Genomic DNA, 26,685 nt, shown 5'->3' on the forward strand with positions numbered 1-26,685 from the left:
ATGTCCGAATTGGTAAGTATTGCGCGGCTCTTCGGGTACCGATCGGCGCACAGAAGGCGTAAGGTTCTGGCACGTCAATGACAGGCACGACCGCGAAGAGAGACGAGACGGGCATGGAGCGCGGGACGGTCGGCAGCGCGAACCGGGGTCGGCTCCGGGTCGCAGTTCGGACCGAGGGACAGAGCGAGATTGTCACGCCGGCGGGTGAGCTGGACCACCACACCGCCGAGCTGCTCCGTGAGCCTCTGGAAAACGCGGTCGAAGCCGGGCGTTCGCGCCTGGTCATCGACTGCTCCTCGCTCGATTTCTGCGATTCCACCGGGCTCAACGTGCTGCTCGGTGCTCGCCTCAAGGCCGAAGCGGCCGGGGGAGGAGTCCACTTGGCCGGGATGCAGCCGGTAGTGGCCAGGGTCTTCGAGATCACCGGGGCCGAGGCTGTCTTCACGATCCACGAGTCGCTCGAAACCGCGATGGAAGACTGAATTCCGGCCCTCCGGCGCCTCCTGTCGACCGGTTGGTCACCCGTGTCGCACGTCCGTACCGAAAAAGTGGGTGTTCTCACCGTTCGGCCGGGCAGGAGGTCTCTGACCCCGACGACTCCGGAGGCTTCGGAAGCCTCCACGTTCCTGCAGTGATGAATTGATGAATTGGCGAATCGGTGAGGTGAAGCGCTGATGAGCACCACCCGGCAGCCTCGGTCGGATGATCTCGGCCCGGAGGCTGCGAGTCACAGCTCGGCCTCTGCCGTGTCCGCCACCGACCAGGCGCGTTCCCTGGCGCTGAGCAGTGCCAGCGGCATCGTGCCGCTGGCTCGTGACTTCACCCGCCAGGCGCTGTACGACTGGGGCTGGCTCCCCGCTTCGTCGGCGGACCGGCGGGCCGCCGCCGAGGACGTCCTGCTGGTCGTCTCCGAACTGGTCACCAACGCCTGCCTGCACGCCGAGGGGCCGGAAGAGCTGCGCGTCGCGTGCGACGGCAAGGTGCTGCGCCTGGAGGTCGTCGACCGCGGCGCGGGCCAGCCGGCCCCGCGTACGCCGCACCGGGCGGGACGGCCCGGCGGCCACGGCATGTTCATCGTGGAGCGGCTGTGTCTCGACTGGGGAGTCGAGCGGAACCAGGATTCCCCCGGCAAGACGGTCTGGGCGGAACTCGCCGCTCCCGCGTAACCCGCCCCGGCGGCGGTTCACGGCCTTTCTGGTGCACGCCGGCCCGGCGTGCACTTTCTTCTTGCCCGGCGGGACCCCTGCCCCGGTGGTACCCCTGCCCGGCGGCGGGGCGTCCCGGCCGGTGTGCGGCCGGACAGCGCCTCGCACGCGTCGTACGACGAAAAGGGCCGCCGCACCGAGTCGGTGCGGCGGCCCTTCCTTCTGCGGGCTTCAGCGCGTCAGTGCACGCCGCCCATGAGCGGCTGGACCTTCTTGCGGTACATGAAGATCGCGGCGCCGGCGAGGACGGCGAGCGCGCCCTGGCTGGCGAACCAGAACTCGGTGTCCGTCGGCGCGCCCAGCAGCTGGAGCAGCGCGATGACCGAGTCGCCGGCCGTCACGGCCAGGAACCAGACACCCATCATCTGGCTCGCGTACTTCGCCGGGGCCAGCTTCGTCGTGAGGGACAGGCCGACCGGGGAGAGGGTCAGCTCGCCGACGGTCTGGAGGAGGTACACGGCGGCCAGCCACAGCGGGGTGACCATCGCGCCGCCCGCGGCCGCGGTCTGCGCCAGCATCATCACGCCGAAGGAGACACCGACGAGCACCAGGCCGAAGGCGAACTTCGTCAGCGTGCTCGGCTCCTTGGAGCGGCGGTTGAGTGCCACCCAGGCCCAGGCGAAGACCGGGGCCAGCGCCATCACGTACAGCGGGTTCAGCGACTGGAACCAGCTGGCCGGGAAGTCGAAGCCGAACAGGTCGGTGGCGGTGTTCCGCTCCGCGAACAGGCTCAGCGTGGAACCGGTCTGGTCGTAGATGCCCCAGAAGATGGCGGCGGCGACGAAGAACCAGACGTACGCCGACATGCGGGACTTCTCGACGGCGTCGAGCTCGGGGTCACGCTTGACGCGGAAGATGTAGTACGCGGGCAGCACCAGGCCCAGGATGGTCAGCGGCCACAGCACCCAGTCGATGGTGAAGGAACCGCTGCCGCCGATGACGCCGTATGCGACGGCCGCGACGGCCAGCCAGATCAGCACCTTCTTGATGACGGCGGCACGTTCGACGTCGGAGAGCGGAGCCGGAACGAGGCTGCTCTCCTCGGCCAGGGTGCGGGAGCCCAGGAGGAAGCAGGCGAGGCCCAGGGCCATGCCGACGCCGGCCATGGCGAAGCCGTAGTGCCAGTTGACCTTCTGGCCGACGTAGCCGATGGTCAGCGGCGCGATGAAGGCACCGAGGTTGATGCCCATGTAGAAGATGGTGAACCCACCGTCACGGCGCGGGTCGTTCCGGTCCGGGTACAGGTGGCCGACCATCGTGGAGATGTTGGCCTTGAGCAGGCCCGAGCCGGCCGCGATGAGCACCAGACCGGCGAAGAACGAGATCTCCAGCGGCACGGCCAGCAGGAAGTGCCCGACCATGATGATCGTGCCGGACACGGTCACGGTCTTGCGGGCGCCCCAGACGCGGTCGCCGAACCAGCCGCCGGGAAGGGCGAGCAGGTAGACCATCGCGTTGTACACGCTGTAGATCGCGACGGCCGTGGCGGTGTCGAAACCCAGCCCGCCGTCGGCCACCGTGGCCGAGAGGTAGAGCACGAGCAGCGCTCGCATGCCGTAGAAGCTGTACCGCTCCCACATCTCCGTCAGGAAGAGGATAGGCAGGCCGAGGGGGTGGCCGAGGAAGGTCTTCCCGCCCGAGGCGGCCTCGGGGGTGTCCTTCGTCAGGCTGGACGCCATGATCGATCCTTGCTTGCTCGGGACGCGTCCGCCTCGTGAGCGGATACGCGCCCGGTGGAGGGGCGGCCGGCACCGACGCGGAGCAGGTCCGCGCCAGGATCAACTCCCTCCGCGCGCCATCGCGTGAGGGGCCCGGCCCAAAGGTCGTTCCCTGCCGGGCCGGCAGTGCCAACCCCGCACAGAAAAAGAGACCTTCGGCGTGTTAGGACAGACCAAAGGCCCCTGAGTCGTGATAAAGCAGTCTTGCCACCATACGTCACGGCAGTGCCCCATATGGAAGAGGTTGAGAGATGGATCACAGGTGACGTCGGAACCAAGGGGCCTGATTCGAAGGTCGATACCAGGATCGCATCCCAGGGCCACAGGTCGGAACGATCACTCGACGGGCGACCACGTCCCGTACCTGTCGCGGACTACCATCACCCCATGACCCGTGTACTGCTCGCCGAGGACGACGCATCCATCTCGGAGCCGCTGGCCCGCGCCCTGCGTCGGGAGGGTTACGAGGTCGAGGTGCGCGAGGACGGTCCGTCCGCACTCGACGCCGGCCTCCAGGGCGGCGTCGACCTGGTCGTGCTCGACCTGGGGCTGCCCGGCATGGACGGCCTGGAGGTCGCCCGCCGGCTGCGCGCCGAGGGCCACACCATCCCGATCCTGGTGCTGACCGCCCGCGCCGACGAGGTGGACACCGTCGTCGGCCTCGACGCCGGCGCCGACGACTACGTCACCAAGCCGTTCCGCCTCGCCGAGCTCCTCGCCCGCGTACGGGCCCTCCTGCGGCGCGGCGCCGGCGACCACGCCCCCGCGCCCGCCACCCACGGCGTACGGATCGACGTCGAGTCGCACCGCGCCTGGATGGGTGAGGAGGAACTCCAGCTCACCGCCAAGGAGTTCGACCTGCTGCGGGTCCTCGTCCGGGACGCCGGCCGGGTCGTCACCCGCGACCAGCTGATGCGCGAGGTCTGGGACACCACCTGGTGGTCGTCGACCAAGACCCTCGACATGCACATCTCGTGGCTCCGCAAGAAACTCGGCGACGACGCCGCCAACCCGCGCTACATCGCCACCGTGCGGGGCGTCGGCTTCCGCTTCGAGAAGAGCTGACGTACACACACAGCCATGCGCCGCCGTCTGATCAACTCCACGCTCGCCGTGGTGCTCGTCGTCATCGCCGTCTTCGGCGTCTCCCTGGTCATCGTGGAGACCCGCACCATCAGCAACAGCGCCCAGGAGAGCGTCGACTCCGAGGCGCTGCGCCTGATCAGCGTCGTGGAGAGCCGTCTCCTCGGCGATGAGAGCGTCAACCCGGGGGTGCTGGGCGAGCAGATCGACCCCCGGCGGTACGCCCGTATCGACATCCCGGGCCGCGCCCCCATCGAGATCGGCGAACGCCCCGAGGGCAGCGTCATGGAGGGCGTGGCGCGGAGCGAGTCCGGCGAGAAGGTCACCGTCCAGGAGTCCCGCTCCACCGTCACCGACGAGGTCGGCCGTACGCTGCTGATCATCGGCGCGGTGGCGCTGCTCGCCGTGATCGCCGCGGTCCTCCTCGCCGTACGCCAGGCCAACCGGCTCGCCTCCCCGCTCACCGACCTCGCCGAGACCGCCGAACGCCTCGGCTCCGGCGACCCGCGCCCCCGCCACAAGCGGTACGGCGTGCCCGAGCTCGACCGGGTCGCCGACGTGCTCGACTCCAGTGCCGAGCGGATCGCCCGGATGCTGACCGCCGAGCGCCGGCTCGCGGCCGACGCCTCCCACCAGCTCCGTACGCCGCTGACCGCGCTCTCCATGCGGCTGGAGGAGATCACCCTCACCGAGGACCTGGACACGGTGAAGGAGGAGGCGACGATCGCGCTGACGCAGGTCGAGCGGCTCACCGACGTCGTACAACGGCTGCTCACCAATTCCCGCGACCCGCGCACGGGCTCCGCCGTCGTCTTCGACCTCGACGAGGTCGTCAAGCAGCAGATCGAGGAATGGCGCCCGGCCTACCGCAGCGCGGGCCGGGCCATCGTGCACTCGGGCAAGCACGGCATGCAGGCCGTCGGCACGCCGGGCGCGGTCGCCCAGGTGCTGGCCGCGCTGATCGAGAACTCCCTGATGCACGGTGGCGGTACGGTCGCCCTGCGCACCCGCGTCACCGGCAACCAGGCCGTCATCGAGGTGACCGACGAGGGCCCGGGGGTGCCCGCCGACCTCGGCGCGCGGATCTTCGAGCGGTCCATCAGCGGCCGCAACTCGACGGGGATCGGCCTGGCCGTCGCACGTGACCTGGCGGAGGCGGACGGCGGCCGCCTGGAGATGCTCCAGCAGCAGCCGCCGGTGTTCGCGCTCTTCCTGAGCAGGGTGACGCGCCCCCGGCAGGAGCCGGAGCCGACGGTCAGGTGACGTGGCCGGCGGTCGGGTGAGGCAGCCGGCGGTCAGGTGGCGCGGTCGACGGGGACCCGGGGGGCGGGGGTGCCCAGGAGCGGATCCGACTCCGCGGCCCGCACGGCGCCGGTCTCCACGGCGCCGGGCTCTATGCCGTCGCTCTCCACGGCGTCGCGCTCGGGCAGCTTCCGGAAGACCCAGGTGCGGTACGACCAGAAGCGGAAGACGGTCGCGATGCCGATGCCCAGGAACTTGAAGGCGTTGCTCTGGAGCGGGCTGTCCCAGCCGAAGCCGTACGTCGCGGTGTACAGCACACCGCTCTGGATCACCAGGCCGACCACGCTGAACAGCAGGAAGAGCGTGAGCTCCCTGGTCCTGCGGTTCTTGTCGCGCTCCCGGTACGTGAAGTAGCGGAAACCCAGGTAGTTGAAGCCGATCGCGACCACCGTGGCGAAGATGCTCGCCCGCACCACGGGAACGTCCGTGAGGTGGCGCAGGAGGTTGAAGACGGCGAGGTCGACGAGGAGCCCCAGACCGCCGATCGTGCCGAACTTCGCGAATTCGCGCCCGAACCGCTCCAGGCGCCTTCGCAGAGGGCCGCCGTCCCGTCCACTCATGGTGATCGCTCAGCCCCGTTTCGATCGGTGTCGCCCCGTCGTCGACGGCCGGTCGGTGCCGTCGACCCAGCCATGCTAACCAGCGGCCCGCCAGGATGTTCGTGGGCGCCGTCGAAGACGTGCCGAAGCTGCGGCAGCGGGTGAGGGGCGCGCCGGCGGGCGAGGGATGCGCCGGCGGGCGCGGACAGGGGGCCGCGGGCCTGCGGATACCCTGGAGGAGTGACGTTCCCCGTAGTCGGCATGGTCGGTGGCGGTCAGCTCGCCCGTATGACCCACGAGGCCGGTATCCCCCTCGGCATCAGATTCAAGCTCCTCAGTGACACACCCCAGGACTCGGCGGCCCAGGTCGTCGGCGACGTCGTCATCGGCGACTACCGCGATCTGGACACGTTGCGCGACTTCGCGCGCGGCTGCGACGTGATCACCTTCGATCACGAGCACGTCCCGACCGAGCACCTGCGGGCCCTGGAGGCGGACGGCATCCCCGTCCGGCCGGGGCCCGACGCACTGGTGCACGCCCAGGACAAGGGCGTGATGCGAGCGAAGCTCACGGAGATCGGAGCGCCCTGCCCGCGCCACCGCATCGTGGGCGACCCGGCGGACGCGGCGGCGTTCGCCGCCGAGACCGGCGGTTTCCCGGTGATCCTGAAGACCGTGCGCGGCGGATACGACGGCAAGGGCGTCTGGTTCGTGCGCGACGAGAAGGACGCCGAGGAGCCCTTCAGGGCCGGCGTCCCGGTCCTCGCCGAGGAGAAGGTCGACTTCGTACGGGAACTGGCGGCGAACATCGTCCGCTCCCCGCACGGCCAGGCCGTCGCCTACCCGGTCGTCGAGTCGCGGCAGGTCGACGGCGTCTGCGACACCGTGATCGCCCCGGCGCCCGGCCTCTCCGAGGAACTCGGCGGACAGGCGCAGACCCTGGCGCTGCGCATCGCGAAGGAACTCGGCGTCGTCGGCCACCTCGCCGTCGAACTCTTCGAGACGACGGACGGCCGCATCCTCGTCAACGAGCTGGCGATGCGCCCGCACAACTCCGGCCACTGGACGCAGGACGGCGCGATCACCTCGCAGTTCGCCAACCACGTCCGCGCGGTGCTGGACCTGCCGCTCGGCGATCCGCGCCCGCGCGCGCCGTGGACGGTCATGGCGAACGTCCTCGGCGGCGACTACCCGGACATGTACCAGGCGTACCTGCACTGCATGGCGCGCGACCCGCAGCTCAAGATCCACATGTACGGAAAGGACGTGAAGCCCGGCCGCAAGGTCGGCCACGTCAACACCTACGGCGACGACCTCGACGACGCGCTGGAGCGCGCCCGTCACGCCGCCGGCTACCTGCGAGGAACGATCACCGAATGACGAACCCTGCTGCAGCCCCCGTAGTCGGCATCGTGATGGGCTCCGACTCCGACTGGCCGGTCATGGAGGCCGCCGCGAAGACGCTGGACGAGTTCTCGGTCCCGTACGAGGTCGACGTCGTCTCGGCGCACCGGATGCCGCGCGAGATGATCGCGTACGGCGAGGAGGCGGACGGCCGCGGCCTCAAGGTGATCATCGCGGGCGCGGGTGGCGCGGCGCACCTGCCGGGCATGCTGGCCTCGGTGACGCCGCTGCCGGTCATCGGCGTACCGGTCCCGCTCAAGTACCTCGACGGGATGGACTCGCTCCTGTCCATCGTGCAGATGCCGGCCGGCGTGCCGGTGGCCACGGTGTCGGTGGCGGGGGCGCGCAACGCGGGGCTGCTGGCGATCCGCATGCTCGCGGCGCACGACCCCGAACTCCTCGGCCGCATGCGGGAGTTCCAGCAGGAGCTCAACGACCAGGCGACGGAGAAGGGCAAGCGGCTGCGCGCGAAGGCTATGGGCGCGGACTCCTTCGGCTTCGGCACGTGACGCCCGTGGAGCACGACCGGCTGACCGGCCGGGCGCGCGAGCTGCTCGCCGCGCACCCGGTGGTCGACGGCCACAACGACCTGCCGTGGGCGCTGCGCGAGCAGGTCCGCTACGACCTGGACCGGCGCGACCTCGCCACCGACCAGTCGGCCTGCCTCCACACCGACATCCCCCGGCTGCGGGCGGGGGGCGTGGGCGCGCAGTTCTGGTCCGTGTACGTCCGCTCCGACCTCGCCGGGGACGAGGCGGTCAGCGCGACGCTGGAGCAGATCGACGTCGTCGAGCAGCTTCTGGCGCGCTACCCGGGCGACTTGGCGCGGGCGACGACGGCGGACGAGATGGAGGCGGCGCGGGGCGCGGGGCGGATCGCGTCACTGACGGGCGCCGAGGGCGGGCACTCGATCAACAATTCCCTCGCCACGCTGCGCGCCCTGTTCACGCTGGGCGTCCGGTACATGACGCTGACGCACAACGACAACATCGCGTGGGCGGACTCGGCGACGGACGAGCCGGGGGTCGGTGGGCTCTCGCCGTTCGGCCACGAGGTGGTCCGCGAGATGAACCGCATCGGGATGCTGGTGGACCTGTCCCATGTGGCGGCCACGACGATGCGGGCGGCGCTGGCCACGTCGGTGGCTCCGGTGATCTTCTCGCACTCGTCGGCGCGGGCGGTGTGCGACCACCCGCGCAACGTCCCCGACGACGTGCTGGAGCTGCTCCCGGGCAACGGGGGAGTGGCGATGGCGACGTTCGTGCCGAAGTTCGTGCTGCCGGAGGCGGTGGAGTGGACGCGGCGCGCGGACGAGAACATGCGCGCGCACGGCTTCCACCACCTGGAGATGACGGCGGAAGCGATGAAGGTGCAGCACGCCTTCGAGGACGCGCATCCGCGTCCGGTCGCGACGGCGGCCACGGTGGCCGACCACCTGGACCACATGCGCGAGGTCGCGGGCGTCGATCATGTCGGCATCGGCGGCGACTACGACGGCACGGCCTTCACTCCGGCCGGGCTGGAGGACGTGGCCGGGTACCCGAACCTGGTCGCGGAGCTGCTGCGGCGCGGCTGGTCGGACGCCGACCTGGCGAAGCTGACGTGGCACAACGCGGTACGGGCCCTGCGCGACGCGGAGTCGGTGGCCGCGGGGCTCCGGCACCGTCCCCCGTCGAACGCGACGCTGAGCGAGCTGGACGGGTAGGGACGGGGCAGGGACGCGCAGGCCGGTGTGCTGGGGGCGGGGCCCAGCGCGCCCGGGGCCATGGTCCGGCGGGGGTGCCGTGATGTTGCCGGCGCGGGGGGCCGGCGCCGCGCCGGGGGGTCTCCTCGGGCGCCGAGCGGTCGGGTACGGGAAGTTCTTCGGGGTGGTTGCGTTCGGCGCCCTGCGGGGAGCGCCCCGGCGCGTCCCCTTCCGGCACGGTGACGGGCGAGGCGAGGCGGAGCGGTGTGCGGCGGTCCCCGTCCCCCGAACGCACCGTCCGCCGCGAACCCTCGCCGCTCCCGTGACACGGTGGCCGTACCGCGTCTCTGAATCCGGAGCCCCGTCATGGCAGATCTGCAGCAGGACGACCCGCAGTCCTCGTCCACCGCCGCGGTCGGCGAGCTCGACCGAATACCGCGGACGGCCGCCCCCGCACGAGCGCAGCCCGCCGAGCCGCCCGCTCCCGAGGAACCGCCCGCTCCCGAGGAGCCGCCCGCGCCCGAGGGCAGTCTCGCCCGTGCCCGCGCACTCCTCGCCGCGCATCCCGTCGCCGACGGGTGCAATCACCTCGGCCGGGCCCTCGCGCAGCGCCAGTGGCACGACCTCGAACTGGGCGAGAGCACCCTGGACACCGACCTCCCCCGCCTGCGCGCCGGCGGCGTGGGCGCCCAGTTCTGGTCCCTGAGCGTCCCGGCGGAGTGCACCGGCGACCGGGCCGTCAGCGCCACCCTCGAACAGCTCGACCTCGTCAAGACGGTCGTCGCGGCGTACCCCGAGGGTCTGCGCCTGGCCCTCACCGCCGGTGACCTGGCCGACGCCCGCAACTGCGGCCGCATCGCCTCCCTCCTCGGACCGGTCTCGGGCCAGGCCCTCGGCGACTCCCTGGGCACGCTCCGCGCGTACCACGCACTGGGGGTACGCAGCGTGCTGTTCGCCGGAACGCGCTGGTCCGGCGGCGAGGGGGAGGGGCTGTCCTCCTTCGGCCACGAGGCCGTACGGGAAATGAACCGCCTCGGCGTACTCATCGACCTCACGGGCGCACCGGACCGGGCCGTGCACGGCGTGCTGTCCGTCACCCGGTCCCCGGTGCTCTTCTCCCACTCGGGCGCCCGCGCGCTCACCGACACCCCGGAGAACGTCTCCGACGACGTCCTGCGCGCCCTCGCCCCCGACCGGGGTGTCTGCATGGTCGGCTTCGCCCCCGAACAGAGCGTGGGCCGCGTGGCGGACCACCTCGACCACGTGCGGGAGGTGGCGGGCCGGGAGTGCGTGGGGCTCAGTGGCATGTACGGCAGGGACGTGGCGGACGTACCGCACGCGGACGACCTGCGGGACGTGTCCTGCTACCCGCGTCTCGTCGCGGAGCTGCTCGACCGCGGCTGGGACGGGACGGACGTGGCCCTGCTGACGTGGGGCAACGTGGCACGAGTGGTGCGGGACGCGGAGTTCACCTCCCGCGCCTCCCGTCGCCGCGCCGCCCCGTGACGTCGTCCGCTCAGCAGGCGCAGAGACAGAACGGGTGCCCGGCCGGATCGGCGTAGACCCGCCAGGACCGTCCACGGTCCGCCGCGTCCAGCGGCTTCGCGCCGAGCGCGAGCACCCGTTCCTCCGCCGCGTCGAGATCACCGACCGCCAGGTCCAGATGGAACTGCTGCGAGCCCTCGGGCGCGGGCCACCGCGGGGGTACGAACCCGGGCGCCTTCTGGAACGCCAGCGGCGTCCCCTCGTGCCCCGCGAGGTCCACCCACCCGTCGTCGCCCCCGGGCTCCCCGCCCAGCAGCTCCGCGTAGAAACGGGCGAGCGCGTCCGGGTCCGGGCAGTCCAGGACGACGGCTCCCAGCTTGGCCACCACGGCTGTGCTTCCCATGATTCCTCCCTCGGTTGTGGTTACCGTTAAATGCTTTCAAGCGGTAACCGTTACTGCATGCTGCCGTATCGGGGGTAACCTCGCAACCATGAACGACAGGGCGCCCGCACCGGGAGAACTCGCACTGGTGGAAGCCCTGGTGAACACGCTCGACGTGGAAACGGGTACGGATTCCCTCGGTACGGAGCCCGGCCGCGCCCCCTTCGGCCTCGCCGAAAGCGACGTACCGGCGGCCCGCGAACTCCGCGAGGCCCTGCGCGCCGCGTGCCTGGCCCACGCGGGCCACGACGTGTCCACCGCCGCCCTCGACCGGCTGCTGGCGACGGCCCCGCTGCTGGTCACGGTGGACGCCGCGGGCGCGGCCGCCCTGCGCCCGGCGGACCCGGACGCCCTGGCCTCGCGCATCGCCGCGGCCATCGCGACGGCGACCGCCGAGGGGACCTGGCCGCGCCTCAAGGCGTGCGAGGCCGAGGACTGCCGGTGGGCGTACTACGACCGCAGCCCGGCGGGCCGGAGCCGCTGGTGCTCGATGGCGGTCTGCGGCAGCCGGGCCAAGATGCGCAAGTACCGCGCCGGCCGCGCGAGAACGTAGGAGGGCGCCCCTCCCGCGCGGAAGGGGCGCCCTCGTCGGAACAACGGTCGCCGCTACGCCTTCGGACGCCCCATGGCCCGGTACGTCCAGCCCGCCCCGCGCCACAGCTCCGGGTCCAGCGCGTTGCGCCCGTCCAGGATCAGCGGTACCGAAGCCACCTCGGCCAGCTCCACCGGGTCCAGCTCCCGGAACTCGCGCCACTCCGTCAGGTGCAGCACCACGTCCGCGCCGCGCACCGCTTCGAGCGCGGTCGGGGCGTACCCGAGGGTCGGGAAGACGCGCTGCGCGTTCTCCATCCCCTTCGGGTCGTAGACCGTGACCTGGCCGCCCTGGAGGTGGATCTGCCCGGCGACGTTGAGCGCCGGCGAGTCCCGTACGTCGTCCGAGTCCGGCTTGAACGTCGCGCCCAGCACCGCGACCCGCTTCCCCAGGAAACCGCCGCTGCCGCCCACCGCCTCGCGCGCCAGCTCGACCATGTGGCCCCGGCGCCGCATGTTGATCGAGTCGACCTCGCGCAGGAAGGTCAGCGCCTGGTCGGCGCCCAGCTCACCGGCGCGCGCCATGAACGCCCGGATGTCCTTGGGCAGGCAGCCGCCGCCGAAGCCGATCCCGGCCCGCAGGAACTTCTTGCCGATCCGCTCGTCGTACCCGATCGCCTCGGCCAGCTTCACCACGTCGCCGTCGGCGGCCTCGCACACCTCCGCCATCGCGTTGATGAATGAGATCTTCGTCGCCAGGAACGAGTTCGCGGACGTCTTCACCAGCTCGGCCGTCGGGAAGTCCGTCACCACGAACGGCGACCCCTCCTCGATCGGCCCGCCGTACACCTCGCGCAGCAGCTTCTGGGCGCGCTCGCTCTCCACGCCCACCACGATCCGGTCCGGGTGCAGCGTGTCCCGCACGGCGAACCCCTCGCGCAGGAACTCCGGGTTCCACGCCAGCTCCGCGTCCGCCCCCACCGGCGCCAGCTCCGCGAGTTTCGCCGCGAGCCGGGCGGCGCTGCCGACCGGGACCGTCGACTTGCCGACGACGAGGGCGGGCCGGGTCAGCTGCGGCGCGAGCGAGGCGAAGGCGGAGTCGACGTAACTCATGTCGCACGCGTACTCGCCGTGCTTCTGCGGCGTGTTCACGCACACGAAGTGCACGTCGCCGAACGCACCGACCTCCTCCCACGAGGTCGTGAAGCGCAGCCGCCCGGTCGACCCCTCGATCCCCGCGACGTGCTTGCGCAGCAGCTCCTCGAGCCCGGGTTCGTACATCGGGACCCGGCCGGCCGCCAGCATCTCGATCTTCTCGGGCACGACGTCGAGGCCGAGGACTTCGAAGCCCAGCTCAGCCATGGCCGCGGCGTGGGTGGCGCCGAGGTAGCCGGTGCCGATCACGGTGATCTTGAGGGCCATGTAGTGCTCCAGGAGGGTACGGGCAGACATTCGCCGCCCGAGCATAGTCGCGCCCGCCGACGGGGACGCTTTTCCCGTGACGGGCCCCTGCCGGGCCCCTGTCGGCAAGCTCACGTATCCCTGGGGGCGGCCCGCCCACTAAAATTGGGTTACTTAACGGTAGTTAGCATCTTTGGGGAGTGAGAGACCTTGGCAGGCTCGCCTGATTTCGACCTGTACCGCCCGTCCGAGGAGCACGACATGCTCCGTGACGCGGTGCGCTCGCTCGCCGAGGCGAAGATCGCGCCGTACGCCGCGGCGGTCGACGAGGAGGCCCGCTTCCCGCAGGAGGCGCTGGACGCCCTGGTCGCCTCCGACCTCCAGGCCATCCACGTCCCGGAGGCATACGGCGGCGCGGGCGCCGACGCGCTGGCCACCGTCATCGTCATCGAGGAGGTCGCGCGCGTCTGCGCCTCCTCCTCCCTGATCCCGGCGGTCAACAAGCTCGGCTCGCTGCCGGTGATCCTCTCCGGTTCCGAGGAGCTGAAGAAGAAGTACATGACGCCGCTCGCCAAGGGCGAGGGCATGTTCTCGTACTGCCTCTCCGAGCCGGACGCGGGCTCGGACGCGGCGGGCATGAAGACCAGGGCGGTCCGCGACGGCGACTTCTGGGTCCTCGACGGCGTGAAGCGCTGGATCACCAACGCGGGCGTCAGCGAGTACTACACCGTCATGGCCGTCACCGACCCGGCGAAGCGCTCCAAGGGCATCAGCGCCTTCGTCGTCGAGAAGTCCGACGCAGGCGTCTCCTTCGGCGCCCCGGAGAAGAAGCTCGGCATCAAGGGCTCGCCGACCCGCGAGGTCTATCTCGACACCGTCCGCATCCCCGCCGACCGCATGATCGGCGAGGAGGGCACCGGCTTCGCCACGGCGATGAAGACCCTGGACCACACCCGCATCACGATCGCGGCCCAGGCCCTCGGCATCGCGCAGGGCGCGCTCGACTACGCCAAGGGCTACGTCCAGGAGCGCAAGCAGTTCGGCAAGCCGATCGGCGACTTCCAGGGCGTGCAGTTCATGCTCGCCGACATGGCGATGAAGCTGGAGGCCGCCCGCCAGCTGACGTACGCGGCCGCCGCGAAGTCCGAGCGCGTCGACGCCGACCTGACCTTCTTCGGCGCCGCGGCCAAGTGCTACGCCTCCGACGCGGCCATGGAGATCACCACGGACGCGGTCCAGCTCCTCGGCGGCTACGGCTACACCCGCGACTACCCGGTCGAGCGCATGATGCGCGACGCGAAGATCACGCAGATTTATGAAGGCACGAACCAGGTCCAGCGCATCGTCATGGCGCGCAACCTGCCGTAGACGCCGTAGACGCCGTAGACACGGACGAGGACGAGGGGCCCGGACGGTGATCCGTCCGGGCCCCTCGTCCTCGTCCGCCGCGGCTAGTTGCCCTTGACGGTGACCTTCTCGTCGTTCTTCAGCTGTTCCACGAGCTGCGCGACCTTCGCCCTGTCCCAGACCAGGTTCCCGCCGTTGCTGCCCGAGATCGGCATGTTCATCGACGTGCCCTCGCCGCCCGTGACGCCCTTCATCGCGAAGAACATCTGGCCCAGGGACCACAGGCTCATGTCCTTGTCGACGACGAGCGTGTCCAGGCCGGCGCCCATCGTCGGGTAGAGCTTGAACGGGTTGAGGATCGTGCCGGGCGTCGCCGTCTGGCTCGCCAGCGCCGCCAGGAACTTCTGCTGGTTCTTCGTACGGTCCAGGTCGCTGCCCGCGAAGGCGTACCGCGTGCGGACGAAGGCCAGCGACTGCTCGCCGTCGAGGGTCTGCTTGCCCGCCTGGAAGTCGGCGCCCGACTTCTTGTCCTTGAACGCCTTCGGGATGTCCATCTCCACCCCGCCGATCGCGTCCACGATGTTGGCGAAGCCGGCGAAGCCGATCTCGACGTAGTGGTCGATGCGCAGACCGGTGTTGTGCTCGACGGTACGGACCAGCAGCTCGGGGCCGTCCTCGGCGTACGCCGCGTTCAGCTTCACGCGCCGGCCCTGGGCCGGGAACCTCTTGCCGGACTCCGAGCCCACGAAGGACGGGATCTCCACGTCGGAGTCGCGCGGCAGCGAGATGAGCGTCGGGCCGTTGGAGCCGTCGTGCAGGATCATCATCGAGTCGGTCCGCTTGCCCTCGGCCGACCCGGTGTGCAGCTTCTTCTTGTCGTCGGCGCTCATGCCCTCGCGGCTGTCGGAGCCCACGATCAGGTAGTTGGTGCCGTCGCCTTCCTCGGGCCGGTCGATGACCTTCGCCAGGTCGACCTCGCGCTTGAGCCTGGAGTCCGCCCAGAAGTACGTACCGATGGAGACGGCGAGGAGCACGACGACCAGCGTCAGCGACCCGAGCTTGATCCGGCGGCCCCAGTCGGGCGCCGGGCCGCCGCGCGGCGGACGGGGGCCCCGGCCGCCGGAGGACGCATGTCCGCCGCCGTAGACCTGGCCCGTGTTGTAGCCGTCGCCGCCGTGCGCCCGGCCGTAGCCGCCCTGGCCGTAGCCGTCGTCGTACCCCTGCGGCTGCGACGGCACCGGACCGTGGACCGGAGGCGCGGCAGGCACGGGGGCGGTGGGCTGCGGCGGGACCTGGCCGCGCTGCACATGCCGCATCACGCGCGCGCCCTCGGGCTGCGCGCTGCCGCTGCCGCGTCCGTGCCGGTCGCCGCGGTCGTCGGTCCATCCGTCGGGCCAGTCGCTCATGCGGACCAGTGTGCAGGCAAGGGGTGGGCCGCTTACAGGGCGGGTGGGAAATCGAGTCAGGGCTGTTGCAGTCCTGATGCAATGCGCCCCCGCGCAAGCCCCCGCATAAGGTGGAGGGCATGACAGATCAGGCCCCCGTTCCGACCGGAACACTCCAGCCGGGCGATATTCCGGGCAAGCCCACCTCCGCTTCCCGCACCACGCTCAGCCACATCATGACCGGCAGCGACACCAACCTCCTCGGTACGGTGCACGGCGGCGTGATCATGAAGCTGGTGGACGACGCGGCGGGCGCCGTCGCGGGCCGGCACTCCGGCGGGCCTGCCGTCACCGCCTCCATGGACGAGATGGTCTTCCTGGAGCCGGTGCGTGTAGGAGATCTGGTGCATGTGAAAGCCCAGGTCAACTGGACGGGCCGGTCCTCGATGGAGGTCGGCGTACGGGTCCTGGCCGAGCGCTGGAACGAGTCGACCCCGGCCACGCAGGTCGGCAGCGCCTATCTCGTGTTCGCCGCCGTCGACGCGGACGGCAAGCCCCGCCGCGTGCCCCCGGTCGTCCCCGAGACGGAGCGCGACCGGCGCCGCTACCAGGAGGCCCAGATCCGGCGCACGCACCGCCTCGCGCGGCGCCGCGCGATCAAGGAGCTGCGGGACAGGCGCGCCGCCGAGGGCCTGGACGCGGAGGGCTGACACGGACGACCGGCACGGCCGGTCACGGTCACGGACAGACGACCTGGTCCCCGGTGACCGCGGCGGGCCTGCCCTGATACGGATCGTCCGCCCGTACCGGCCGCACCTTCTTGAAGTCCGTGCCCGCCAGCACCTTCAGCAGCCCGCCCTGCCCGTCCACCGCCCGCAGCTCGCACCCGGGCAGCGCGGCCTGGAGCGCCTTCGCCGAGCGGTCCCAGCGCGGGTCGTACATGACGATCGTGCGCCGTACGTCGTCCAGCTCGGCGTCGCCGGGCGTGCGGGTGGTCCTGAACCCGGTGGAGCGCAGCGCGTCGTCCACGCGCCTGCCCAGGCCCGGGACCGACGTCCCGTTGTAGACCTGCACGGCGATCTGCCGCGGCGGTACGTCGACGAGCGCCGCCCCCGCCTTCTTCGGGGAGCGGGAAGCGAGCGGCTTGTCGTCGCGCAGCGCCCGGAAGAGCTTCTCCGCCTTCGCCTGGTCCCACTTCACCGTCGAGCCGATGCCCCGGGCGGGCGGGTTGATGCCCGCGACCGGCACGGACGTGAACTCCGACGACGCGGGTGTGAAGCCGCGCATCGCCTGCCCCAGGGCGAGCATCTCCTCCGTACCGAACCCCTTGTCCGCGCGGACGGAGGAGAGCAGCGTGGACGTCACCTGCCGGAACTTCGCCGGGTTCAGCAGGACGCCGCTCTCGGTGGCCCTGGCGATCAGGGCGGCGAGGAAGCGCTGCTGGCGCTGCATGCGGCCGAAGTCGGACGCCCCGTCGACGTGCCGGGAGCGGACGTACTGGAGTGCCTGGCCGCCGTTCAGCCGGTGGGTGCCGGCGGGCAGGTCGAGGCCGGTGTAGTGGTCCTCGAGCGGGCGGACCGTGCAGATCTCCACCCCGCCGAGCACGTCGACCGTCTTCATGAAGCTGGTGAAGTCGAGCTCCAGGTAGTGGTCGATCTTCACCTTCGTCATGTGCTCCACGGTCCGCACCGTCAGCTGCGGACCGCCCTCCGCGTACGCCGCGTTGATCTTCACGGGGTGGGCGTCGTGGTGCTCGCCCGTGGACCGGTCGGTGTGCCCGGGCACCTGTGCGTAGCTGTCGCGCGGCAGGCTCACGATGCTCGCGCGCTTCCTGTCCGCGGAGATGTGCACCACCATGATCGTGTCGGTGCAGTGGCAGGGCTCGCCGCCCAGCCGGTACTTCCGCTTCTCCTCGGACGTGATCCTGTCGCGGCCGTCGGTGCCGACGAGCAGGATGTTCGTGCCGTGGCCCCCCGCGGGACGGTTCTTCATGTCCTTGAACGGATCGACCCGCTCGATGCGGGTGTCCAAGCCGGTCACCACGGCGTGGCCGATGCCGCCGGCGCACAGCACCAGGACCGAGATCGCGGTGACCAGACGCGTCGACCACCGCGGATGCTCGTCCTGCCTCCGGCCGCGGCCCTGCCGCGGACGGGGCTGTGGAGGGGGCGACGTGGGCACGTGGGACACCTCCGCGAAGGCGAGGGGGGACAAGTGAGCAACGTAAGCCCATACGATCTACGTCCCGGGCAGCGACGTGGCCGCCGCGCGTCCGCGTCCCCCGTTCGCGGTAACGTGACCCCTGATATGAACGCCACACCCGCAGTCTCCGTGATCATGCCGGTCCTCAATGAGGAGCGGCATCTGCGCAACTCGGTCCGCCACATCCTGGAGCAGGAGTACGACGGCGAGATGGAGGTGGTGATCGCGATCGGCCCGTCCTCGGACCGCACCGAGGAGATCGCCGCCGAGCTGGTGCGCGAGGACCCCCGCGTCCGCACCGTCCCGAACCCCACCGGCCGTACCCCCGCCGCGCTGAACGCCGCCATCAAGGCGTCCCGGCACCCCGTCGTCGTACGGGTCGACGGCCACGGCATGCTCTCGCCGGACTACATCGCGACCGCCGTCCGCCTCCTGGAGGAGACCGGCGCGCAGAACGTCGGCGGCATCATGCACGCCGAGGGCGAGAACGCCTGGGAGGACGCGGTCGCGGCCGCGATGACCTCGAAGATCGGCGTCGGCAACGCGGCGTTCCACACGGGCGGCGAGGCCGCGCCCGCCGAGACCGTGTACCTGGGCGTCTTCCGGCGCGAGGCCCTCGAACAGCAGGGCGGCTACAACGAGGAGTTCATCCGGGCCCAGGACTGGGAGCTGAACTTCCGCATCCGCGAGGCGGGCGGCCTGATCTGGTTCTCGCCCGAGCTGAGGGTCCAGTACCGTCCCCGCCCCTCCGTCCGGGCCCTCGCCAAGCAGTACAAGGACTACGGCCGCTGGCGCCACGTCGTCGCCCGCTACCACGCCGGTTCGATCAACCTGCGCTACCTCGCGCCCCCGACGGCCGTGTGCGCCATCGCGGCCGGCCTCGTCGTCGGCGCCGCCCTCACGCCGTGGGGCTTCGTCGTCCCGGCCGGTTACCTGGCCGCGATCGTGGCGGGCTCGGTCCCGGCCGGCAAGGGCCTGTCGCTGAAGGCACGCGCGCAGATCCCCGTGGCCCTGGCGACCATGCACATGTCGTGGGGCTACGGCTTCCTGACGAGCCCGCGCTCGCTGGCGAAGAAGGTCATCGCGAGCCGCCGCCCCGCGGTCACGGCCACGACGGTCTGACGCCGGGCGGGCGGACGTTTTCCCGCCAAGAACAAGCACTCGCCCGTTCGTGCGCAGTTTCCCCGTTCATCAGTGCTGCGCGGGGGGCGAGTTGGCGCTGTGCTTGTCTTGAGGGGAAATAAACGAACACCCGGAACAAGGTCACCGCGGAAGCGGTATCCGTCGGAGTGCCCAGCCTCGGTCTCGGCCTGATAGGCGCTTCGCTTCGGACGACTTCCACTCGACGCTGAAGAACAACAACAACGCGTCGCAGTGTTTCGACTTCTACGCCGTCTGCCCTGTCGGCCCATTCGAAAAGGCGGCGGTGCCCCTCACTCGCGCGTGAGGAGCACCGCCGCCTTGTGGCTCGGCCCGGTTACCAGGTGAACCCCGGCTGCACCGTCATGCAGGCCTTGGTGTCCTCGCCGTTCAGCGCGCGGCCGGACTTCAGGGCCTCGTCCTTGTCCTTGCCGTCGTCCTCCGCCGCGGACCCGTGGTACGTGCTGCCGGTGCGCCAGTCCGCGCCCACGACCAGCGTGACGCCCGAGACGTCGGTGGACCTCTTCGCCGAACTCAGGGGCAGGCTCAGGGACTTGGCGACCGCCTGGGCGTCGCCCTCCAGGTCGACGCTCGGGAAGTACACGGTGGTCCGCTCCCGCGGGGTGCGCTGAGTGTCGGCCTTCGCCTGCGCGAAGCCCTTCTCCGCGAGTACGCCGGCGACTTCCGCGGCGCGCCCCGCGGCCACTCCGAGGGCATCCGTGGAGGTGCCGTTCCGCACCATCACACCGATCTCCGCGTCCGGCGCGGCCGGGTCCCCGGACGCCTTCGGCTTCTGCTTCTTCGAAGCCTCGCCGTCCAGCGGGGTGTCCTCGCGGATCATCTTGAAGAGCAGCTCGGCCTCGCCCGGCTTGGGGAGGACCCGGCCGCCCTGCGGCACCCAGGGCATGGTGACCATGGTGATGCGGCTCGCCGGTACCTTCTTGAGCTCCTCGCCGAGGTCGTACAGCTTCTTGACGGTGTCGAGCCGCTCGTCGACGGTGAGCGCCCGGGTGGCGGACTCGGCCAGCTTCCGCAGTTTGTCCGGGTCGCTGAGCTTGGTGTTCTTCTTCAGCTCGCGGACCATCGAGTTCATGTACATGTGCTGCGCGTGCGTACGGGCGAGGTCGGTGCCGTCCTCGAAGCCGTAGCGGGTGCGCAGCCACTGGAGGGCCTGCTCGCCCTTGACGTAGGTCGTGCCCTTCTCCAGCTTCAGGCCCGATCCCTGGCCCTTGCTGTTGCGCGAGTGGACGTTGTCGGTGACGCAGACCGGGACGCCGCCGATGGCGTCCGCCATGGAGACCACTCCGGAGAAGTCGATCATCATGAAGTGGTCGATGGTGATGCCGGTCAGTTCGTACCAGGTGGCGACCGTACAGCCCGGCCCTCCGCGTCCGAGGCTCTCGTTGGTCATCCTCGGCCCCGTCGTCGCCGGGTAGACCTCGCCGGTTTCCGGGTCCGTGCACTTGGGCATCTTGAGCAGCGTGTCGCGCGGCATGCTGATCACCGAGATGCTGCTGCGGTCGGCGGAGACGTGGAGCAGCATCTGTACGTCGGCGAGCGGCGGGCTGTCGAAGGTGTCCCTGGCGCCGCCGAGCCGCTTGTTCGCGTCCGAGTTACGCGCGTCCGAGCCGATGAGCAGGATGTTCAGCGGGGTCTGGCCCGCGGCGTTGACCTTGTGACCGGCCATCGGCTTGTCGCCGAGGTTGAGTTCTTCCTTCTTCAGGTTGCTGTTGAGCTGGCGGTAGTAGAGGTAACCGGCGCCGGCCGTGCCGAGTATCAGCAGGGACAGTACGGAGGCCACCCAGCGCAGTATCCGCCGCTTCCCGCGTGTGCCACCGTACCGGCGCACGCCGTCGCGTCGCCGCGGACCGGTGCCGTCGGACACCGGTCCCGCCGGTTCGGGCACCGGTCTGGCCGGTTCGGGCACCGGTCTGGCCGGTTCGGGCACCGGTCTCGCCGGTTCGGGCACCGGTCCCTCCGGTTCCGGCGCCGTGCCGGCCGCCGGCCCGGTTCCCTCCGGTCCGCCCCCGCCGCGGCCTCGTTCACCGGCGTCTCGGACGCCCCCTCGCATCCCCTCCCCGCGCACGCTGTCGCGTCCCACCCCTGGCCCCCCTGTCATTCAGGCGCGCCTCGTCCTCGGGCGTCCCGGTTTCACTGTGCGCAGACCTTCTTGTCCGCTTCGACCTTGTCCACCTCGGGCGGCTCCACCGGACCGGCGATGGGCACCCCCGCGCCCTTGAAGTCGCCGCCGAGGGTCAGGACCATCGCCTGCGTCTCGCCGGCGTCCTCGGCGCCCTTCTTGAGCGCCGTGGCGGGCAGGCCCATCAGGTCCGCGAGCTTGCGTGCCTGGTCGGCCTGGTCCGGCGCGTACTCAAGAGTCGTCTTGGCGATCTTCTCCGGGGCGTTGCTCTTGTTCGTGGACTTGAGCACGCCCTTCTCGACCTGCAGCCAGTTGAGTGTCTTCTGTGCGGCCCCGGCGGTCTCGCTGCCGTTGTAGACGTCGACGCGCACCTCGGAGGCATCGGCCCTCGGGCCCTTGAGCAGCGCTGCCTGCTTGCTCTTGGCGGCCTTCTCCTTCTTCTTCACCGCGGTGAAGGAGGTGTCGGTCTGCAGCATGCTGAAGACCTGCGGGGCCTTGACCGGGTCCAGCACGACGGTCGCCCTGACCTTCTCATCGGGGTTGTCGACCACGGGGACCGTCGTGAACGTGATGTTCTTGAGGTTGATCCGCCCCAGCTCGTCGGCGAGACCCTTCAGCTTCGGGATGTCACTGATTCCCTTGTCCACCGTGAGCGCCTGGGTGGCCGCGTCCGCGAGAGCGAGCATCCGCTTCGGGTTGCCGAGGGTCTCCTCCCTCATCTTGCGGATCATCGAGGCGATGAACTGCTGCTGCATCTTGATCCGGTCGAGGTCGCTCTCGTTGCCGAGGCCGTGCCGGTTGCGGAGGAACGCGAGCGCTTCCTCGCCCTGGAGGGTGTGGTCCCCCTCCGCCAGATCGAGCTTGGAGTACTTGTCGTCCTTGATGGGCTCGGTCAGGCAGACGTCCACGCCGTCGATCGCGGTGGTCAGCGTCTTGACCGCGTTGAAGTCGGCCATCATGAAGTGGTCGATCGAGACGCCGGTGATCTGTTTGACCGTGCGCATGGTGCAACCCGGGTCACGGCCCGCCACGCCGAAGCTCTCGTTGAACTTCGTGTACGCCTTGCCAGGGATGATCTTGGTCGAACCGTCCGGCTGCTTGGTGGGGCAGTCGGGGATGTCGGTCTTCAAGTCGCGGGGGATGCTCAGCGCGGTCGCGTTGGTGCGGTCCTCCGACACATGGAAGAGGAACGTCGTGTCGGCGTGGCCGGTGGTGTTCTGCCGGTCTCCGTAGTCTTCGTTGCCCTCGCCGGTCCGGATGTCCGTGCCGATGATCAGGATGTTGATCGGCCCGTCCTTCAGGGAGCCGCCGTTGGCGGCGTCACCGACGTCGACCGAGTTGATGTTCCCGTTGAGGCGGTCGTAGAGGACGTACGCGCCGACCGAGACGCCGACGAGCACGAAGCCCATGACGCCACCGGTCCACATCAGCGCCTTCTTCTTGCCGGACTTCTTCGCCTTGCGCTTGCGCCGGCCGGCCTGCGGAGCGGATTTTTCGCCGCCGGAATCGCGTGAGCCGCCGGAACCGCGTGAACCGCCCGAACCGCGTGAGCCGCCGGAACCGCGTGAGCCGTTCGCGGCCCGCCGGCTGCGCTGCGCCGGGACCTCACGCCGGGGTGCGGCGGTCCGCTCGCGGGCCTGTGTTCTCGACGGGGCTCTCCGGGGCTGGGGCGCCGCGGGAGATTGCCCAGCGGATTGTTCCAGTCGCAATTCGTAATGACCGGTCTCCGGGTTGAGCACCCACTGGTCAGCGGGATCGATTTCTTCCGCCCGCCCACGGTTTTGCGCATCCACGGTTGCTTGAGTCCTCCGTCGGGTGCGACGCGATGCGCCTCCCCCAGGCGCCCGGTCGTTCATTCCAGCAGTGCGACCTCAGGGCCGGAAGCACCGGATCGCGTCACAGTATCCGCCCAGTTCAGCGCGGAGCGACGTCCGTGACAAATTCCACGCCCCTTACAACTGGGCAATACGCCCAATCTGTTCTGTTGGCGGTCATGCCTTGGGTATGGCTTTACTCGCACGTGCCGACGGCGGCATTGCTTCCGGTGAAAGTGGGCGCCGGAGCAGGGCTGGACGGTCCCGGATCGTCCGGCTTCTCGTCGTCCTTCTCGTCGTCCTTCTCCGAGCCCGTCGGCACGACCGAGACGGGCGCGTCCTCCCGCAATCGCTCGAACAAACGACCGGCGGCCGGCTCGACGAGTTCGTCGCGATTGCGGTTGTACGTGTACGGCTGGCGCGGCACGGTCAGGAACTGCACCCGCTCGGTCGGAATGTCCCGCATGCCGCGCACCAGGTCGTACAGATCCCTGAGCGAGTCGAGCCCGGGATCGGTGGTGAGGGACTTCGTCGCCGCGTCCAGCACCGGGTAGAGCCTGGCCGGATTGAGCAGCACGCCGTTGCTCTGCACCTTGTTCACCAGGGCGCCCAGGAACTTCTGCTGGCGGTCCATGCGTTCGGTGTCGCTGCCGTCGCCGACGGTCTTGCGGGCCCGTACGTAGCCGAGGGCCTGCTCGCCGTCGAGCTTCTGGAGGCCCTTGTCCAGCCGGAGAAGGGCGTCGTCGTCGTCGATCGGCTCCTTGACGCAGATCTCGACGCCGTGCACCGCGTCGACCATCCCCTTGAACCCCGCGAAGTCGATCACCATGTGGTGGTCCATGCGGATGCCGGTGAGCCGTTCGACCGTACGGATCGTGCACGCCGTACCCCCGAGCTCGAACGCCGAGTTGAACTGCGCGAACTGCTTCTTCGTGCGGGTGCCGTCGGGCTTGCGGCAGCCGGGGATGTCCACCATCAGGTCGCGCGGCAGCGAGACGGCCGTCGCGCTCCTGCGGTCCGCGGCGAGGTGCAGCAGGATCGTCGTGTCGGAGCGCTGGGTTCCCCCGTCCGGGCCGTACTTGCGGTTGCCCTTGCCGGAGCGGGTGTCGGACCCGATGAGCAGGATGTTCTGGGCGTCCAGCGCGAGGGAGGCGGGGCGTTCCTTCTCGTACTTCTCCAGCTCGGTGGCGGCGCCGGTGTCCGTGGTGATGTTGTCGTCGAGCTTCTGGTAGAGCCACCAGCCGGCGCCGGCCGCGACGAGGAGGAGGAAGGAGACACCGAGAGCGGTCCAATGGAGCCAGCGCCGCCTCCCGTTGGCGCCGGCCCCGGTTTCCTCGTCCGCGCCCGCACCTTCCGCGGCCTGGCCCTCCGCCTCGGCCTCGGCCGTGCTGTCCGGTTCGGAGGGCGTGCCAGCACTGTCGGTCACGTCTGCGTCCATCCTTCACGGGGTCGACGGCGCGCTGGGCCGCCGGTCGCAGGGGTAGACGGCCGAACCTCGCGCTTGGTTGTGCGGTGCGTACCGCCGATCATCTACCGGAGCCGGCGCTCCGCCCCAAGGACTCGGCAGCCGGTGGGCCGGACGGGTGGACCTCAGGGCGCTTGTCGTACCGCCGTGTTGGTGACCCGCTCACTCTCGGCCCGCTGGGCGAGGCCCTCTTCGGAGAGCCGGCCGAGATGCCGGCACAGCACCACGGAACCACCGGAGGCGAGCGGCGCGAACAGCCCCGAGGACAGGCCCTCCCAGGTGTCGTACGCCAGCCCCGACAGCAGCCGCGCCCCGGGGCCGAGTCCGAGGGCCTTCGCGTCGGCGCGCGCCCGGTCGACCACCTCCGCGGCCGTCAGCTCCGTACCGTCGACCCGCAGCGCGGGCCCGTCCGGGGCGACGGGGGCGTACGGCGCGAAACGGTCGCCCTGCCCCGGCACCTCGACGGCGTAGTCGGCGAATCCGGCGGGCGGCTGCGGGAAGCGGCCGCCCAAGGGGCGCAGGGCGAGCGCCACGCGCTCCCCGCCGCAGGCCCGCGCCTCCTCCAGCGTGTCGGGCCCGCTGACCACCAGATCGGCGTCGGCCGGGTCGCCGCCCACGTCCGCGACCACGCCGGCCGAGGAGCAGGCGAGCAGCCAGACCGCGGTCTGCCAGTGCGCGGGCAGCAGCAGCGCGAGCCGGTCGCCCGGGGCCGCGGCGAGGTCGCCCTGGAGCAGATTGGCGGTCTTGGCCACCCAATTGGCGAAGGTGGCGACGGACAGTTCCACGCGCTCGCCCGTGGCGTCGTCGTAGAAGGTGACCAGAGGACGGGCCGGATCCGCGGCGAGCGCGGATCGCAGCAGGTCGGCGGGGGTGCGATCAGTGGCGTTCACCGCGCAAGAGTACGCCGCGCCCGCGCCCGGACGCCGTGGAGTCCGGGCGCGGGCGGGCCGGCCGTACCCCGTCGGACCGACGAGGCGTCACATCCACAAATGGACATATTTGTAGGGTTATGCACAAGATCTACACCATGCGTGCATTCCTTGCTTCCGCGATCGGAGTCGCGTGCACCGCCGCTCTGGTCCTGCCCACCGGCGCCGTGGCCGCTCCCGTCGCCGAACCCGCCCCCGCGCCGCCCGGCTCCACCCAGTCGCTGCCACTCGCGCCACTCGTGCCGGAGGGCCCCGGGACCGACCGGGCCGCCGGCACCGCCCCGCGCGGCCTGCCACCACGCGACGTCAGACCGTTCTCGCTGGTCGGGGTCGTCTGGGACGACGCCGATGCCGAACTTCACGGCACGGTCCAGGTCCGTACCCGCCCCACCGGGTCGGCCGGCTGGTCCGGCTGGCAGGACGTCGAGACCCACAACCACGACCACGCCGCCGACTTGGGCACGGCGGAGCGCGAGGCGGGGAAGGTCCGCGGCTCGACCGCGCCCCTGTGGGTCGGCGACAGTGACGGCGTGGAGGTACGGGTACGCCCCGAGGGAGCCGACGGCGTACGCGCCGCCACCCCCCCTCCGCTCCCGGCCGGCCTGCGCCTCGAACTGGTCGACCCCGGCGACGACCCCCCTGCGGGCTCCCGCGTCGACGACGACACCACGACCAACACCGAAGCCGAGACCGACGCCATCGACGACCCCCGGACCACCACCACCGTCGTCCTGTCCGCCGAGGAAGCCGCCAGCTCGGCGGTCAACGCCGACCTCGCACCGCTCGGCGCCACCGAAGTGCCCGCCCTGAGCCGGGCGGAGACGGAGGAGGAAGTCGCCTTCCTGGGAGCGAAGCCGCATATCGGGCCACGCCCGCGCATCGTCACGCGCAAGGGGTGGGGCGCGGACGAGAAGCTCCGCGAGCGCAGCTTCGTCTACACCAAGCGCGTCAAGGCGGCCTTCGTGCACCACAGCGCGACCGGGAACAACTACACCTGCTCGCAAGCACCCTCAGTCCTGCGCGGTATCTACCGCTACCACGTCAAGAGCAGTGGCTGGCGTGACTTCGGCTACAACTTCGCCATCGACAAGTGCGGAAACATCTACGAGGGCCGGGCAGGCGGTGTGGCCAAGCCGGTCCTGGGGGCGCACACTCTCGGTTTCAACACCAACAGCACGGGCATCGCCGTCCTCGGGACGTACAGCAAGTCGAAACCACCCACCGCCGTCGTGAACGGAGTTGCCCGCCTCACCGCCTGGAAACTCGGCCTGTACGGCGCGGATCCGCGCGCGAAGACCACGCTCAAGTCCGGTGGCGGCAACCGTTACAAGAAGGGCACCAAGGTCAAGCTCAACGTCATCTCCGGACACCGCGACGGATACGTGACCGACTGCCCCGGAGGCCGCCTCTACCGCAAGCTCGGTGCGACCCGGACCGCCTCGGCCCGTCTCCAGGGCCGCTGACCGCCG

Annotated in this window: 23 protein-coding genes; 13 read left to right on the plus strand and 10 right to left on the minus strand. The window is 70.7% G+C overall.

What is annotated here, in order from left to right; all coding sequences use genetic code 11:
* Positions 1-113 precede the first annotated feature (113 nt).
* Positions 114-482, plus strand: coding sequence for an STAS domain-containing protein (locus ACWDZ4_RS06215; protein WP_451507306.1), 369 nt, complete (start codon positions 114-116; stop codon positions 480-482).
* Between the two features lie 192 nt (positions 483-674).
* A complete protein-coding gene (locus ACWDZ4_RS06220; RefSeq protein WP_451507262.1) occupies positions 675-1,166 on the plus strand; it encodes an ATP-binding protein in 492 nt (163 codons plus the stop codon).
* 218 nt (positions 1,167-1,384) lie between these two features.
* On the opposite strand, the gene ACWDZ4_RS06225 is transcribed toward ACWDZ4_RS06220, so the two are convergent.
* Complete coding sequence (locus ACWDZ4_RS06225) at positions 1,385-2,884, minus strand: peptide MFS transporter (protein ID WP_451507263.1); 1,500 nt, start codon at positions 2,882-2,884, stop codon at positions 1,385-1,387.
* A 426-nt stretch (positions 2,885-3,310) separates the two neighbouring features.
* Here ACWDZ4_RS06225 and ACWDZ4_RS06230 point away from each other — a divergent pair, with 426 nt between their 5' ends.
* Positions 3,311-3,988, plus strand: coding sequence for a response regulator transcription factor (locus ACWDZ4_RS06230; RefSeq protein ID WP_450259941.1), 678 nt, complete (start codon positions 3,311-3,313; stop codon positions 3,986-3,988).
* Positions 3,989-4,003: 15 nt separating this feature from the next.
* Complete coding sequence (locus tag ACWDZ4_RS06235; protein ID WP_451507264.1) at positions 4,004-5,269, plus strand: ATP-binding protein; 1,266 nt, start codon at positions 4,004-4,006, stop codon at positions 5,267-5,269.
* A 32-nt stretch (positions 5,270-5,301) separates the two neighbouring features.
* Here ACWDZ4_RS06235 and ACWDZ4_RS06240 read toward each other — a convergent pair whose 3' ends face one another.
* On the minus strand, positions 5,302-5,868 hold the full coding sequence (locus tag ACWDZ4_RS06240) for a GtrA family protein (protein WP_451507265.1): 567 nt from the start codon (positions 5,866-5,868) through the stop codon (positions 5,302-5,304).
* 240 nt (positions 5,869-6,108) lie between these two features.
* Here ACWDZ4_RS06240 and ACWDZ4_RS06245 point away from each other — a divergent pair, with 240 nt between their 5' ends.
* The 4 genes from ACWDZ4_RS06245 to ACWDZ4_RS06260 all read left to right on the plus strand — a co-directional run bounded on the left by ACWDZ4_RS06245 (position 6,109) and on the right by ACWDZ4_RS06260 (position 10,441).
* A complete protein-coding gene (locus ACWDZ4_RS06245; protein WP_451507307.1) occupies positions 6,109-7,227 on the plus strand; it encodes a 5-(carboxyamino)imidazole ribonucleotide synthase in 1,119 nt (372 codons plus the stop codon).
* Positions 7,224-7,760, plus strand: coding sequence for a 5-(carboxyamino)imidazole ribonucleotide mutase (purE, locus tag ACWDZ4_RS06250; protein ID WP_451507266.1), 537 nt, complete (start codon positions 7,224-7,226; stop codon positions 7,758-7,760). Before ACWDZ4_RS06245 ends, purE begins: the two co-directional genes overlap by 4 nt.
* Positions 7,757-8,956 carry a dipeptidase gene (locus ACWDZ4_RS06255; protein WP_451507267.1) on the plus strand — a complete coding sequence of 400 codons (1,200 nt, stop codon included), beginning with the start codon at positions 7,757-7,759 and terminating at the stop codon, positions 8,954-8,956. Before purE ends, ACWDZ4_RS06255 begins: the two co-directional genes overlap by 4 nt.
* A gap of 345 nt (positions 8,957-9,301) precedes the next feature.
* Positions 9,302-10,441 (plus strand): dipeptidase, encoded by a 1,140-nt coding sequence (locus ACWDZ4_RS06260; RefSeq protein ID WP_451507268.1) that lies wholly within the window; start codon positions 9,302-9,304, stop codon positions 10,439-10,441.
* Positions 10,442-10,451: 10 nt separating this feature from the next.
* Here the strand turns inward: ACWDZ4_RS06260 and ACWDZ4_RS06265 are convergent, their stop codons facing one another.
* Positions 10,452-10,823, minus strand: a complete 372-nt coding sequence (locus tag ACWDZ4_RS06265) for a VOC family protein (RefSeq protein ID WP_451507269.1) — start codon at positions 10,821-10,823, stop codon at positions 10,452-10,454.
* 88 nt (positions 10,824-10,911) lie between these two features.
* Here ACWDZ4_RS06265 and ACWDZ4_RS06270 point away from each other — a divergent pair, with 88 nt between their 5' ends.
* A complete protein-coding gene (locus ACWDZ4_RS06270) occupies positions 10,912-11,415 on the plus strand; it encodes a CGNR zinc finger domain-containing protein (RefSeq protein ID WP_451507270.1) in 504 nt (167 codons plus the stop codon).
* Between the two features lie 53 nt (positions 11,416-11,468).
* Here ACWDZ4_RS06270 and ACWDZ4_RS06275 read toward each other — a convergent pair whose 3' ends face one another.
* A complete protein-coding gene (locus tag ACWDZ4_RS06275) occupies positions 11,469-12,815 on the minus strand; it encodes a UDP-glucose dehydrogenase family protein (RefSeq protein ID WP_451507308.1) in 1,347 nt (448 codons plus the stop codon).
* A gap of 189 nt (positions 12,816-13,004) precedes the next feature.
* Between ACWDZ4_RS06275 and ACWDZ4_RS06280 the strand changes: the two genes are divergently transcribed.
* Positions 13,005-14,162, plus strand: a complete 1,158-nt coding sequence (locus tag ACWDZ4_RS06280; RefSeq protein ID WP_451507271.1) for an acyl-CoA dehydrogenase family protein — start codon at positions 13,005-13,007, stop codon at positions 14,160-14,162.
* Between the two features lie 83 nt (positions 14,163-14,245).
* On the opposite strand, the gene ACWDZ4_RS06285 is transcribed toward ACWDZ4_RS06280, so the two are convergent.
* On the minus strand, positions 14,246-15,547 hold the full coding sequence (locus tag ACWDZ4_RS06285; protein ID WP_451507272.1) for an LCP family protein: 1,302 nt from the start codon (positions 15,545-15,547) through the stop codon (positions 14,246-14,248).
* A 119-nt stretch (positions 15,548-15,666) separates the two neighbouring features.
* On the opposite strand from ACWDZ4_RS06285, the gene ACWDZ4_RS06290 reads away from it, so the two are divergent.
* The gene (locus ACWDZ4_RS06290) at positions 15,667-16,236 is read left to right on the plus strand and encodes an acyl-CoA thioesterase (protein ID WP_451507273.1); all 570 of its coding nucleotides are present in this window, start codon (positions 15,667-15,669) and stop codon (positions 16,234-16,236) included.
* A gap of 28 nt (positions 16,237-16,264) precedes the next feature.
* Here the strand turns inward: ACWDZ4_RS06290 and ACWDZ4_RS06295 are convergent, their stop codons facing one another.
* A complete protein-coding gene (locus tag ACWDZ4_RS06295) occupies positions 16,265-17,707 on the minus strand; it encodes an LCP family protein (protein WP_451507309.1) in 1,443 nt (480 codons plus the stop codon).
* 126 nt (positions 17,708-17,833) lie between these two features.
* Here ACWDZ4_RS06295 and ACWDZ4_RS06300 point away from each other — a divergent pair, with 126 nt between their 5' ends.
* Positions 17,834-18,850: a glycosyltransferase family 2 protein gene (locus tag ACWDZ4_RS06300; protein ID WP_344496602.1), complete on the plus strand. Its 1,017-nt coding sequence runs from the start codon at positions 17,834-17,836 to the stop codon at positions 18,848-18,850.
* A 355-nt stretch (positions 18,851-19,205) separates the two neighbouring features.
* Here ACWDZ4_RS06300 and ACWDZ4_RS06305 read toward each other — a convergent pair whose 3' ends face one another.
* From ACWDZ4_RS06305 to ACWDZ4_RS06320, 4 genes are all read right to left on the minus strand, one after another.
* On the minus strand, positions 19,206-20,669 hold the full coding sequence (locus tag ACWDZ4_RS06305; RefSeq protein ID WP_451507274.1) for an LCP family protein: 1,464 nt from the start codon (positions 20,667-20,669) through the stop codon (positions 19,206-19,208).
* 350 nt (positions 20,670-21,019) lie between these two features.
* The gene (locus tag ACWDZ4_RS06310) at positions 21,020-22,801 is read right to left on the minus strand and encodes an LCP family protein (RefSeq protein ID WP_451507275.1); all 1,782 of its coding nucleotides are present in this window, start codon (positions 22,799-22,801) and stop codon (positions 21,020-21,022) included.
* Positions 22,802-23,018: 217 nt separating this feature from the next.
* The gene (locus tag ACWDZ4_RS06315; RefSeq protein ID WP_451507276.1) at positions 23,019-24,248 is read right to left on the minus strand and encodes an LCP family glycopolymer transferase; all 1,230 of its coding nucleotides are present in this window, start codon (positions 24,246-24,248) and stop codon (positions 23,019-23,021) included.
* 164 nt (positions 24,249-24,412) lie between these two features.
* Positions 24,413-25,177: a TIGR03089 family protein gene (locus tag ACWDZ4_RS06320; RefSeq protein ID WP_451507277.1), complete on the minus strand. Its 765-nt coding sequence runs from the start codon at positions 25,175-25,177 to the stop codon at positions 24,413-24,415.
* Between the two features lie 137 nt (positions 25,178-25,314).
* Here ACWDZ4_RS06320 and ACWDZ4_RS06325 point away from each other — a divergent pair, with 137 nt between their 5' ends.
* On the plus strand, positions 25,315-26,679 hold the full coding sequence (locus ACWDZ4_RS06325; RefSeq protein ID WP_451507278.1) for a peptidoglycan recognition protein family protein: 1,365 nt from the start codon (positions 25,315-25,317) through the stop codon (positions 26,677-26,679).
* Positions 26,680-26,685: the final 6 nt, after the last annotated feature.

This window comes from Streptomyces sp. NPDC003016 (assembly GCF_053591455.1).